The organism is Streptomyces sp. NPDC048288 (assembly GCF_043201555.1).
Classification (GTDB): Bacteria; Actinomycetota; Actinomycetes; order Streptomycetales; family Streptomycetaceae; genus Streptomyces.
The window spans coordinates 191,657-203,949 of record NZ_JBICZD010000010.1 but is presented as its reverse complement, the minus strand read 5'-3'; the positions used below and the strand labels follow the sequence as shown (position 1 = coordinate 203,949).

General features: G+C 72.7%; 11 protein-coding genes. 7 read left to right on the top strand and 4 right to left on the bottom strand.

Annotation, left to right across the window (positions count from 1 at the left end; translation table 11 throughout):
- Nucleotides 1-629 precede the first annotated feature (629 nt).
- Nucleotides 630-1,799, top strand: a complete 1,170-nt coding sequence (locus ACGFZS_RS33155) for an MFS transporter (protein WP_393798178.1) — start codon at nt 630-632, stop codon at nt 1,797-1,799.
- 28 nt (nt 1,800-1,827) lie between these two features.
- On the opposite strand, the gene ACGFZS_RS33150 is transcribed toward ACGFZS_RS33155, so the two are convergent.
- Entirely contained in the window at nt 1,828-3,573 is a 1,746-nt protein-coding gene (locus ACGFZS_RS33150) for an alpha/beta hydrolase (RefSeq protein ID WP_393798177.1), read from the bottom strand.
- A gap of 148 nt (nt 3,574-3,721) precedes the next feature.
- Here ACGFZS_RS33150 and ACGFZS_RS33145 point away from each other — a divergent pair, with 148 nt between their 5' ends.
- Genes ACGFZS_RS33145 through ACGFZS_RS33130 form a run of 4 tightly spaced genes read left to right on the top strand, consistent with a single transcriptional unit; the run spans nt 3,722 to nt 7,914 of the window.
- Nucleotides 3,722-5,152, top strand: a complete 1,431-nt coding sequence (locus tag ACGFZS_RS33145) for a basic amino acid/polyamine antiporter (protein WP_393798176.1) — start codon at nt 3,722-3,724, stop codon at nt 5,150-5,152.
- A gap of 18 nt (nt 5,153-5,170) precedes the next feature.
- Nucleotides 5,171-6,433, top strand: a complete 1,263-nt coding sequence (locus ACGFZS_RS33140) for an arginine deiminase (RefSeq protein ID WP_393798175.1) — start codon at nt 5,171-5,173, stop codon at nt 6,431-6,433.
- A gap of 16 nt (nt 6,434-6,449) precedes the next feature.
- A complete protein-coding gene (locus ACGFZS_RS33135) occupies nt 6,450-7,154 on the top strand; it encodes a CPBP family intramembrane glutamic endopeptidase (RefSeq protein ID WP_393798174.1) in 705 nt (234 codons plus the stop codon).
- A gap of 25 nt (nt 7,155-7,179) precedes the next feature.
- Nucleotides 7,180-7,914, top strand: a complete 735-nt coding sequence (locus ACGFZS_RS33130) for a maleylpyruvate isomerase family mycothiol-dependent enzyme (RefSeq protein WP_393798173.1) — start codon at nt 7,180-7,182, stop codon at nt 7,912-7,914.
- Nucleotides 7,915-7,988: 74 nt separating this feature from the next.
- Here the strand turns inward: ACGFZS_RS33130 and ACGFZS_RS33125 are convergent, their stop codons facing one another.
- Nucleotides 7,989-8,390, bottom strand: a complete 402-nt coding sequence (locus ACGFZS_RS33125) for a MarR family transcriptional regulator (protein ID WP_355721596.1) — start codon at nt 8,388-8,390, stop codon at nt 7,989-7,991.
- A gap of 86 nt (nt 8,391-8,476) precedes the next feature.
- On the opposite strand from ACGFZS_RS33125, the gene ACGFZS_RS33120 reads away from it, so the two are divergent.
- The gene (locus ACGFZS_RS33120) at nt 8,477-9,952 is read left to right on the top strand and encodes an MFS transporter (protein WP_393798172.1); all 1,476 of its coding nucleotides are present in this window, start codon (nt 8,477-8,479) and stop codon (nt 9,950-9,952) included.
- Nucleotides 9,953-10,025: 73 nt separating this feature from the next.
- Nucleotides 10,026-10,328 carry a DUF6332 family protein gene (locus tag ACGFZS_RS33115; RefSeq protein ID WP_393798171.1) on the top strand — a complete coding sequence of 101 codons (303 nt, stop codon included), beginning with the start codon at nt 10,026-10,028 and terminating at the stop codon, nt 10,326-10,328.
- On the opposite strand, the gene ACGFZS_RS33110 is transcribed toward ACGFZS_RS33115, so the two are convergent.
- Both ACGFZS_RS33110 and ACGFZS_RS33105 read right to left on the bottom strand, forming a co-directional pair.
- A complete protein-coding gene (locus tag ACGFZS_RS33110; RefSeq protein ID WP_393798170.1) occupies nt 10,289-10,954 on the bottom strand; it encodes a response regulator in 666 nt (221 codons plus the stop codon). The genes ACGFZS_RS33115 and ACGFZS_RS33110 overlap by 40 nt on opposite strands.
- Nucleotides 10,951-12,246, bottom strand: a complete 1,296-nt coding sequence (locus ACGFZS_RS33105; protein ID WP_393798169.1) for a sensor histidine kinase — start codon at nt 12,244-12,246, stop codon at nt 10,951-10,953. The genes ACGFZS_RS33110 and ACGFZS_RS33105 overlap by 4 nt, the downstream gene beginning before the upstream one ends.
- Between the last annotated feature and the right edge of the window lie 47 nt (nt 12,247-12,293).

Here is a 12,293-nt window from a genome sequence, read left to right as displayed (position 1 = left end):
GCCGGGTCTCCGCCCCTGGGCGGACCGCATGACCTCCAGCATGATCGAAGGCAGGCGAGCCGACTCCGCACGGCGCCGCGATCGTGTGATCCAGGCCCCGGATGCGGCCCCTGGCCACCGGCGTCGATGTCGAACCATCGAGATCGAGCCCGGCCCGCCCGGCCTAGGCCTAGGAGACGGGGATGAAAGTCCCACTCATCTGGGCCTGGCCAGGGCCGGTGCTCCAGGAGGTGACCGCGGCGGGCTGCACGGGCGCGGCGGCTCGATCGGGCGCCGCCCGAGTACGAAGCGGCCCGTTGCGCACGGCGGCAGCGCCTTCGGGCGGTCGCAGCCGTGGCGTCGCGCAGCACTGAGATATCAGGGACTCGGACAGGTTCCGTCTTCACGGGCACGGACCGCGTCGTGGCACACGTCGGCCGGCACACCGCGGAAACCCAGCTGCCCCCGCCCGATCACCGCTGACGGGGCCTCGACCATGCATGACCGCTGGCACCCGTCATCGAATCGCGGGGCACGGACGGCTCCCGCCCACGCGGATCCGGCTCCTCCGCGACACCTTGCCCCGCTCAGTGACCCTCACCTAGCCTGAGTTTGTGCCGCTCATAAACAAATCCCGTTCGCACACCGTCGTGCCGGGAAGCCCCCTCGCCCTCACCCGCCTCCGCATCGCGATCACCGCTCTCTTCGCCATGGACGGCTTCGTCTTCGCGGGCTGGGTGGTCCGCATCCCCGACATCAAGCACCAGACCCACGCCTCGGTCGGCGCGCTCGGGCTGGCCCTGCTCGGCGTCTCCGCCGGTGCGGTGATCACCATGACACTCACGGGCCGGCTCTGCCGCCGTTACGGAAACCACCGCGTGACAGTGGCCTGCGCGGCCCTGCTCGCCCTGAGCGTCGCGCTGCCGCCCCTCACCCACTCGGTACTCGCACTCGGCGCGGTCCTGCTCGTCTTCGGCGCCGCGTACGGCAGCCTGAACGTCGCCTTCAACAGCGCCGCCGTCGACCTGGTCGCCGCCCTCCGCCGCCCGATCATGCCGAGCTTCCACGCGGCCTTCAGCCTCGGCGGCATGATCGGCGCCGGGCTGGGAGGCCTGGTCGCCGGTTCCCTCTCCCCCACCCGGCACCTGCTCGCCCTCACCGTGATCGGCCTGCTGGTCACGGCCGTCGCCGGCCGCACCCTGCTCCGGTACGACACCCCGGTCCCGCACACCGAGGAGCGCCCCGGCGCCGCGCCGCGCCGGCTGGACGCGCGGACCCGCCGGCTGGTTCTCGTCTTCGGCCTGATCGCCCTGTGCACGGCGTACGGCGAGGGGGCGATGGCCGACTGGGGCGCGCTCCATCTCCGCCAGGACCTGGGCGCGTCCGCGGGTCTCGCCGCGGCCGGTTACACGTGTTTCGCACTGGCCATGACCGTGGGCCGGGCGAGCGGCACCAGGCTGCTGGAGCGGCTCGGGCGGTCCCGCACGGTGATCTTCGGCGGCGGTACGGCGGCGGCCGGCATGCTGCTCGGCTCCCTCGCGCCGTGGGTGTGGGCGACCCTGCTCGGCTTCGCGATCACGGGGCTGGGCCTGGCCAACCTGTTTCCGGTGGCCGTGGAACGGGCGGGAGCGCTGGCCGGTCCTTCGGGGGTGGCGACCGCCTCCACCCTGGGCTACGGCGGCATGCTGCTGGGGCCGCCCGCCATCGGTTTCCTGGCGGACTGGACATCCCTGCCGACGGCGCTGACGAGCGTCGCGGTGCTGGCGGCGCTGGCCACCCTGATCGGCGTGGCCACCCGGATGGGCACAACCGCCGGGTGACTGGGGAACCCGCCAGGTGACAGGCGGATCAGTCCAGCAGCCCCGGTTCCCGCACCGACTCCAGCAGCGTGGCCAGCCGTGCCGTGTCGGCTCCGGTCCACCCCGGCGGCCGGGTGATCTCCGCCCAGGCGCTGGTGGGCATGGTCCCGTACCGGTGCCCGAAGCCGTCCGGCACGCTGTCCGCGCCGGCGAGGTCGCAGGCCACCTGCCAGGACGTCAGCAGCGGATACCAGCGCATCGCGGGTGAGACGTCCCGGGCGCGGGGCCGGTCGAGCCAGTCCGGCCGGTGCAGGGCGAGGGCGGGCGACCACCAGACCACCGGGTCGGACCCGTTCTGGAGGTAGACCGCCCTCGGCTCGCCCCAGGGCGCGTCCGGAATGCCGTAGTCGGCCGGCACCTGGGCGAACCGCACGTGTGCGCCGTCCGCGACCACCGGCCGCCATTCGGGGCTGCCCGGCTGCCGCTGCGCGGTGACCGTCCGCCACAGCGGGTTGTCGTAGGTCGGCCCGACGAACAGCGCGCCGCCGGTCTCCGAGGTGAGCCGGGACGGCGAGCCGCCGAGGGCGGACTCCATCGAGAAGGAGCCGAGGCTCTCGCCGTAGACGAGGAGCCGGGGGCGGGAGTCTGCGGGGAGGGTCCGCCATTTCGCGTAGACGGCGTCGAAGAGGGCCCGGCCGGTGGCGGCGGCCTCGTCCTCGGTGAGCGCGGAGACCCAGCTGGGCAGGTAGGAGTACTGCATGGCGACCTCGGCGGTGTCGCCGCCCCACATGTACTCCAGGGGTTTGCTGCCCTGGTCGTTGATCCAGCCGGTGCCGGTGGTGCCCATGACGGCGAGGATCCGGCGGGAGAAGCCGCCGGTGCGTTCGAGTTCGCGTACGGCGAGGGCGGCGCGTTCGTCGAGGGTGTCGGCGGTGCGCAGGCCGACGTAGACCCGTACCGGATCCACCGCCGGTTTGCCGGTGAAGGCGGTGATGTCGGCGCGGGTGGTGGCCGTACCGACGAAGTCGCGGCCCTTGGCGCCCAGGGTGTCCCAGTGCGCGTCGGATTCGGGGCTGCCGGAGAGGGAGGGCAGGGCGGGCTGGTGGACGCCCTCGGTGGTGCCCTGGTCGGCGAGGGACGCGGCGCTCTCGATGGCGTCGAGCGCTCCGCGCAGCAGGAAGCCCTGGACCACTCCGACGATCACGAAGACGGCGAGGGCCACCCCGGTGGCGTAGGCGACGGGGCGCGGGACGAGGGCGTCGAAGGCGTGGGCGAGGACGCGGGTGCCGAGCCGTACCGTACGGGCGGCCAGGAGCAGCAGCGTGGCGACGAGGGCGGCCACGACCGGGACGAGGGCCCACTGCCACCAGACCAGGTGCGGCGGCAGGGTGACCACCCGGCGGACCTCGTCCTCCCAGCGGACGCTCCAGGCGGTGACGGTGACGACCGCGGCGGCGCCGAGGCCGCCCAGGGCGGCCCACAGGGTCCGGCGCAGGCGCGGGCGGATCCGGAAGCCGGCCCAGCGGAGCAGCAGCCGGACCACCGTCTCCCCCACCGCGCCGACGCCGTAGCCGACGGCCGCCGACACGCCGGCCGCGAGCCCCTGGAGCCACCAGGCGCGGGGCAGGAGGGACGGGGTGAGGGACAGGCAGTAGCAGAGGACGGCCACCGCGATCCCGCCCCAGCACGGCCGCCGCCGGACCACCCGGTCGGGGCCCGCGTGCCGGCGCAGCCGGGCCGTCAGCCGCCGGGTCCGGTCCTTCGTACGATTCAGAGCCCTGCCCGCACCACTCACTTGGCCACCTCGGGACCACGATCGGCCACCGCACCGGCCGCCGCATCCGGACGGCCCCTCAGGAACACGCGTCCGGACGGCCCCTCAGGGGCACTCTCCCACCCGGCAAAAGGTGCAGAGCGGTACCGGGTATCCCATCGTGGTGGGCATGGCCCAGGCCCAGACGACCGAGAGTCCGCGCTCCTCGCCGCCTGCGGCCAAGCTGACGCTGCCCACGCTGACCGCGATGGTGGTCGGCTCGATGGTCGGCGCCGGGGTGTTCTCGCTGCCGCGCCGGTTCGCGGAGGAGACCGGGGTCGCGGGCGCGCTGATCGCCTGGCTGATCGCGGGTGCGGGGATGCTGATGCTGGCCCTGGTCTTCCAGACGCTGGCGCTGCGCAGGCCGGATCTGGACGCCGGGGTGTACGCCTACGCGAAGGCGGGGTTCGGCGAGTACCTGGGTTTCTTCTCGGCGTTCGGGTACTGGGCGAGCGCCTGCGTCGGGAACGTCACCTACTGGGTGCTGATCATGTCCACGGTGGGCGCGGTGTGGCCGGCGCTCGGCGAGGGCGACACCGTGCCGGCGGCGGCCCTGTCGACGATCGGGCTGTGGGCCTTCTTCCTGCTGATCCGGCGGGGCGTGAAGGAGGCCGCGGCGGTCAACCGGATCGTCACGGTCGCGAAGGTCGTCCCGATCCTGGTCTTCGTGATCCTGGCCCTGTGCTACTTCAAGGCGGACGTGTTCGCCGCCAACTTCCACGGCGCCTCCTACGCGGGCTCCCTCTTCGACCAGGTCCGCGGGACCATGCTGGCCACGGTGTTCGTCTTCCTCGGCGTGGAGGGCGCCAGCGTCTACTCCCGGCACGCCAAGCGGCGCGCGGACGTGGGCCGGGCCACCCTGCTCGGTTTCCTCAGCGTCTTCTGCGTCTTCGCGTCCGTGACGATCGTGTCGTACGGCATCATGCCGATGGCCGAGATCGCCCAGCTGCGCCAGCCCTCCATGGCCGGGGTGCTGGAGCACGCGGTCGGCACCTGGGGGCAGGTCTTCGTCAGTGTGGGGCTGATCGTCTCGGTGCTCGGGGCGTATCTGGCGTGGACGCTGATGGCCGCCGAGGTGCTGTTCGTGGCGGCCAAGGACGACGACATGCCGCGGTTCCTGCGCCGGGCGACCGCCTCGGACGTGCCCGAACCGGCGCTGCTGATGACGACGCTGCTGTCCCAGGTGGTGCTGATCGTCACGCTGTTCTCGGACGACGCCTTCGACTTCGCGCTGGATCTGACCAGTGCGCTGTCGCTGATCCCGTATCTGCTGGCGGCGGCCTTCGCCGCGCGGATCGCCGGGCCCGCGCGGCGCCGGGGGGAGCTGGTGGTGGGCCTGCTCGCCACGGTGTACACGGCGTTCCTGGTCTACGCGGCGGGCCCGAAGTACCTCCTGGTCTCGTTCATCGTCTACGCCCCGGCGACCGTGCTGTTCGTGATGGCCCGCCGGGAGCAGGGCCGGCGGCTGTTCTCGCCGCGTGAACTCGTCGTCCTGGCCGTGTCGGTCGCGGGGGCGGTGGTCGGGATCCTCGCCCTGGCGCTCGGCTGGATCAGCCTCTGAGTCCCCGGAAGGTGCACCGTGAGCAGTGAAGTCCCCACGAACCAGGCGGCGTTCGGCGTCCACTCCGAGGTCGGCAGGCTGCGCAGGGTGCTGGTCTGCGCGCCGGGGCTCGCGCACCGCAGGCTCACCCCGACCAACTCCGACGATCTGCTCTTCGACGACGTGATGTGGGTGGAGAACGCCCAGCGCGACCACGCCGACTTCGTGAACAGGCTGCGCGAACGGGACGTGGACGTGGTCGAGTTGCACGATCTGCTGGCGCAGACCATGACGATCCCGGCGGCCCGGGACTGGCTGCTCGACCGGAAGATCGTCGCCAACCAGGTGGGTCTTGGGCTGATCGACTCCACGCGTGCCTTCCTGGAGACCCTGGAACCGGCCCGGTTGGCCCGGTACCTGATCGGCGGCCTGGCCACCATCGACCTGCCCGACGAGTACCGCACCGGTTATCTCGCCCTCGCCCGGGAGTCCACCGGCGTCCGCGAGTACCTGATGCCGCCGCTGCCCAACACCCTCTACACCCGGGACACCACGTGCTGGCTCTACGGCGGGCTCACCCTCAACCCGCTGTACTGGCCGGCCCGGCACGACGAGACCCTCCTGATGAAGGCGGTGTACACCTTCCATCCCGGCTACAAGGACGCCACGGTGTGGTGGGGCGACCCCGAACTCGACTGGGGACAGGCGACGTTCGAGGGCGGCGACATCATGCCCGTCGGGGGCGGTGTCGTCCTGATGGGCATGAGCGAGCGCACCTCGCGGCAGGCGATCACCCAGGTGGCCAAGGCCCTGTTCGACCAGGGTGCGGCCGAGCATGTCGTCGTCGCCGGGATGCCGAAGCTGCGGTCCGCGATGCACCTCGACACGGTGTTCACCTTCGCCGACCGCGACCTGGTCACCCTCTATCCGGCCATCATGGACGCGGTGCACGCCTTCTCGCTGCGGCCCGGCGACAAGGAGCCCGGTGTCGAGCTGACCGACGAGGGCTCGACCCCGTTCGTGGACGTGGTCGCCAAGGCGCTGGGGCTGCCGAGGCTGCGGGTCGTGGAGACCGGCGGTGACGTCTACGCCTCCGAGCGGCAGCAGTGGGACAGCGGCAACAACGCGGTGGCGCTGGAGCCGGGCGTGGTCTTCACCTACGACCGCAACACCCAGACCAACACCCTGCTGCGCAAGGCGGGCGTGGAGGTCATCACCATCGTCGGCGCCGAACTGGGCCGGGGGCGCGGCGGCGGGCACTGCATGACCTGCCCGCTGCTGCGCGACCCGGTCGAGTTCTGACCCCCGGGGCCCGGAGATGCCGGTCCCCCGGCTGCCGACCCGGACGGCCCTGGCGGCGGCGGTCGCCGTGCTGGTACTGGCGAACCTGCTCGACAACCGCTGGGCCGGGTCCTGGATCCTGCTCACCGCGGTCGTCGGCTCGGCGGTCCTGGTGGCGTTGCTGTTCTGGGCCGGGGGCAGCTGGGCCGAGCTGGGGCTGGGCCGGAACTCCCTCGGGAAAGGGGTGCGCTGGGGCGGTGCCCTGATCGGGATCGTCGCGGCCGTCTATCTCTGCGGGGCGCTGCTGCCGGTCACCCGCGAGCTGTTCACCGACCGGCGGACGGACGCGCTGAGCGGCTCGGAGATCGCCTTCAAGGCGCTGGTCGCGGTGCCCGTGGGGACCGTACTGCTGGAGGAGATCGCCTTCCGCGGCGTCCTGTTCGCGCTGCTGTGCCGGCTGCGTACGGCGACGACGGCCGCCGTCCTGTCGTCCCTGCTGTTCGGGCTCTGGCACATCCTGCCCTCGCTGAACCTCGGCAAGGAGAAGCCGACGCTGGGTTCGCTCTTCGGGCACTCGGCCGCCGGCGCGGTCCTGGTGGACGTCGGCGCGGTGCTGTTCACGGCCGTGGCGGGCTGTCTGCTGTGCTGGCTGCGCGATCGCAGCGGCTCGCTGCTGGCGCCGATGGCCCTGCACTGGGCGGTGAACGGACTGGGCTACGCGGTGGGCTTCCTGCTCCGCTAGGCCGTGCGTCCGGCAGACTCGCGGCATGGAGACTGCCGATTTTCTTCAGATCCTGGACCGGGAGGGGCGGGCGCTGGGCGCCGCCGCCCTGGAGGCGGGGCTCGACGCCGAGGTGCCGACCTGCCCGGACTGGCGGGTGCGCGACCTGCTGCGGCACACGGGCACCGTCCACCGGTGGGCCACCGGGATCGTCGCCGACGCCACGACCGCGCCCCACCCGTTCCCGGACCCGCCCGCCCTCGACGGCACCGACCTGACCACCTGGTACCTGGACGGCCATCGCCGGCTCGTCGACACCCTGGGCAGCGCACCGCGGAACCTGACCTGCTGGACCTTCCACCCCGCCCCCGTCCCCTCGCCCCTGGCCTTCTGGCTGCGCCGGCAGGCCCATGAGACGACCGTCCACCGGTACGACGCCGAAGCCGCCCGGGGCGGTCCGGCGTCCCCGATCAGCACGGACTTCGCGGTGGACGGCATCGACGAACTGCTGCGCGGCTTCCACGCCCGCTCCCGCAGCCGACTGCGCACCGAGGAGCCGAAGGTGGTGCGGGTGCGGGCCCTGGACGCGGACGCGGCATGGACCGTACGGCTGTCACCGCAGCCGCCCGTGACCGAGCCCGGCGCTCCCGCCGAGGCGACCGCCGAACTGGCGGGCCCCGCCGACGAGTTGTACCTGGCGCTGTGGAACCGGGTGCCGGTGCCGATGGCGACCGGCGATCTGGAGCTCATCCACCTGTGGCGCACGAACTCCGGGATCTGACCAACTCTGTTGTCAGGCGACCGTCAGGCGACCCGGTTCGGTCCGCCCAGCCGTCAAAAGACCGGCTGTCGGGGTCAGTTCGACTCGGCGGCCAGCATCCGGTTCAGTACCGCGCGCTGCACCGGCAGCACCTCGCCGTGCAGCGCGCGCCCCTTCCCGGTGAGCGCCACCCGCACGCCCCGCCGGTCCTCCGGGCACATGGCCCGCTCGACCAGGCCGTCCTTCTCCAGCCGGGCGATCAGCCGGGACAGCGCGCTCTGACTGAGGTGCACCCGCTCGGCGATCTCCTGGACGCGGTAGCTGCAGCCGCCGTCCGTCGGCACGGCGACGGAGAGCAGGTCGAGGACCTCGAAGTCACTGCCGCACAGGCCGTGGCCGTGCAGGGCGCGGTCGAGCTCGCACTGGGTACGGGCGTGAAGAGCCAGAATGTCCCGCCACTGCTCCACGAGCGCCTGCTCGGGCTTCTTCGCCGCCATCCCCGCACCGTAGCAGAGAATCGGGATTGTTGCATCGTAATTAAATGCGTTTGCATTCGATGCATGTGCATGTAGTGTCTGGGTCCATGACCTCTCCGCTCACCGCCCCCGCTCCAGAGGGGCGCTGGACTCCCCGCCTCTGGGGCACCCTGCTGGTGCTCTGCGCCGCGATGTTCCTGGACGCCCTCGATGTGTCGATGGTCGGCGTCGCCCTGCCGTCGATCGGCTCCGACCTGCACCTTTCCACGTCGACCCTGCAGTGGATCGTCAGCGGCTACATCCTCGGATACGGCGGCCTGCTGCTGCTCGGCGGCCGCACCGCCGACCTGCTCGGCCGGCGCCAGGTGTTCCTCGTGGCCCTCGGCGTCTTCGCGGTCGCCTCGCTGCTCGGCGGCCTGGTCGACTCCGGCCCGCTGCTGATCGCCAGCCGCTTCATCAAGGGCCTGAGCGCGGCCTTCACCGCCCCCGCCGGCCTGTCGATCATCACGACCACGTTCCCGGAGGGCCCGCTGCGCAACCGCGCCCTCTCCATCTACACCACCTGCGCGGCCACCGGCTTCTCCATGGGCCTGGTGCTGTCCGGCCTGCTCACCGAGGCCAGTTGGCGCTTCACCATGCTGCTGCCCGCCCCGATCGCGCTGATCGCGCTCCTCGCCGGCCTCCGGCTGCTGCCCCGCAGCTCCCGCGAACGCGACCACAACGGCTACGACATTCCCGGCGCGATCCTCGGCACCGCCTCCATGCTGCTCCTGGTGTTCACCGTCGTGGAGGCCCCGCAGGTCGGCTGGGCCTCGGCCCGCACCCTGCTGTCCTTCCTCGCGGTCGCCGTCCTGCTGACCGCCTTCGTCCAGGTCGAACGCCGCTCCCCCGGCCCGCTCATCCGGCTCGGCGTGCTGCGCTCGGGCAGCCAGATCCGCGCCCAGCTCGGCGCGGTCGCCTTCTTCGGCTCGTACGTCGGCTTCCAGTTCCTGACCACCCTGTACATGCAGTCCGTGCTCGGCTGGTCGGCGCTGCACACCGCGCTGGCCTTCCTGCCGGCGGGCGCGCTGGTCGCGGTGTCGTCGACCAAGGTCGGCGCGATCGTGGACCGCTTCGGCACCCCTCGGCTGATCGCCGCCGGCTTCGCGTTCATGGCGCTGGGCTACGCCCTGTTCCTCCGCATCGACCTGGACCCGGTCTACGCGGCGGTGATCCTGCCGTCGATGCTGCTGATCGGCGCCGCCTGCGCCCTGGTCTTCCCCTCCCTGAACATCCAGGCCACCAACGGCGTCGACGACCACGAGCAGGGCATGGTCTCCGGACTGCTCAACACCTCGGTGCAGGTGGGCGGTGCGATCTTCCTGGCGATCGTGACCGCCGTGGTCACCGCCGGCGCCCCCGACCGGGCGACTCCGCAGGCCGTGCTCGACAGCTACCGTCCCGGCTTCGTGGTCGTCACGATCGTCGCCCTCGCCGGTCTGCTGATCACCCTCACCGGGCTGCGCACCCGGACTCCGCGGCAGAGCGTCGTGATCGCCAAGTCCACCTCCCTGGAGGCGGAGCGCGTGTCCGTGCGCGACTGAACGGGGACGCCTCCGACAGTGCGCCCGGCGGGGCCCGTTGCCCCGCCGGGCGCACTGCTGTGACACTGCCGGGATGACGAGTCACGGGGGACGGCGCGGCCAGGCGGAGCGGGACGCGATCACCGTCGAGATCGGATACGCGCTGTGCAGCGCGGTGTTCGCGGCGGCGGTCGCCTTCGGCGTGGTGGCCGGTCCGGCGCTGCTGTTCGATCTGCCCGCCGTGCTCGAACGCGCCCTGCCGCCGGTGGGCGCGGTGCTCGCCGCCCTGCTGTTCTGCGCCCGGGTGGTCAGCGTGCTCGTCCGCTTCCGGCGGTCCCCTCAGCCCAGCCGGCCCGGTCAGCCCAGCCAGCCGGGCCGGACCAGCCCCGACTCATAGGCAAGCACGACCAGTTGGGCCCGGTCGCGGGCGCCCAGCTTGACCATCGTGCGGCTCACATGGGTCTTGGCGGTGAGGGGGCTGACGACCAGCCGGCGGGCGATCTCCTCGTTGGACAGGCCGATCCCCACCAGGGCCATCACCTCCCTCTCCCGTTCGGTGAGCCGGCCGAGGGCGTCGGCGGCGGCCGGTTCCTTGGAGCGGGCCGCGAACTCCGCGATCAGCCGGCGCGTCACCCCGGGCGACAGCAGCGCGTCCCCGCCCACCACCGCCCGGACGGCGCGCACGAGTTCCTCCGGTTCGGTGTCCTTGACCAGAAAGCCGGACGCTCCGGACCGGATCGCCTCGAAGACGTACTCGTCGAGCTCGAACGTCGTCAGCATGACCACCTTGACGTCCTTGAGCCCCTCCGCCCCGGTGATGCGCCGGGTCGCGGCCAGGCCGTCCAGACCGGGCATCCGGATGTCCATCAGGACGACGTCGGGGCGCAGTTCACGCACCGCGCGCACCGCCTCCTCGCCGTCCGCCGCCTCCCCGGCCACCTCGATGTCCGGCTGGGCGTCGAGCAACGCCCGGAACCCGGCCCGCACCAGCGACTGGTCGTCGGCGAGCAGCACCCGGATCATCGGTCCTCCCTGTCACGCCTGTCATCACTGCCGTCGTTGCCGTCGTTGCCGTCGTTGCCGTCGTTGCCGTCCAGGGGCAGTACGGCGAGCACCCGGAAGCCGCCGTCGGCGCGCGGTCCCGCCTCGATCGTGCCGCCCAGCGCGGCCGCCCGCTCCCGCATCCCGGCCAGCCCGTTGCCGCTGCCGCCCGCGTCCGCGCCGGTCGCCGGACCGTCGTCGTCGATCCGCAACCGCAGCTCCCCGCCCCCGTGTTCGAGCCGCACGCGCGCGTGCCGTGAACCGGAGTGCCGTACGACATTGGTCAGCGCCTCCTGCACGACACGGAAGGCGGCCAGGTCGGCGCCGGGCGGCAGGCGTGGCGGCTCCCCCTCGACCGCCACGGTGAGACCGGCGCTCGCCGCCTGTTCGACGAGTTCCGGCAGCCGTCCGAGGCCGGGGGCGGGCGCGCGCGGCGCGTCTCCCGGGGCGCGCAGGGTGTCGAGCACCTGGCGGACCTCGCCGAGCGCCTCCTTGCTGGCGGCCTTGATGGTGGTGAGCGCGGACCGGGCCTGCTCGGGGTCGGAGTCGAGCAGCGCCAGGCCCATGCCCGCCTGGACGTTGATGACCGAGATGCTGTGGGCGAGGACGTCGTGCAACTCGCGGGCGATCCGCAGCCGTTCCTCGTCCGCCCGCCGCCGGGCGGCCTGGGCGCGGTCGGCCCGCTCCCGGGCCCACTGCTCGCGCCGCAGCCGGACCAGCTCGGCCACCGAGACGATGATCAGCACCCAGGTGGCGACGATCATTTCCTTGCCGAGATTCGCTCCGGTGTCGCCGGGCGGTGGCAGCCACCGGTACAGCCAGAGCGAGATCAGCAGGTGGCCGGCCCACAGCATCCCGAGGGCCGCCCAGGCGGCCCGGCGGTGCCCGGCGACGACGGCGCTGAAGCAGGCCACCGCCACGGCCGCGAAGATCGGGCCGTACGGATACCCGGCCCCGACGTACACCAGGGCGAGCCCGGCCGTGCCGAACGCCACGGGCACCGGGTGCCTCAGGCGCCAGAGCAGCAGGGCGCAGGTGGCGAGGATCAGCAGCCGCGCGTAACCGTCGAGGGGGACGCGGTGCGGCTGCTCGTGGGCGGCGAAGTTGGAGGCCGCCAGCACCAGGACGGTGAGCGGCACGGTGGTGCGCCACGGCAGACGGCCGCGCGGCGATCCGCCCTCGCCGCCGTCGTCGCGCTGCCACCACGGGGGTCCGTAGTGCCACGGCTGCGCGGGGCCGCGCTCCCGTACGCCCTGCTCGTCCATGACCGCCACGCTAGACGGCGCCGGCCCGCGCGGGCGTCAGCCCGGCGAGGTGATCA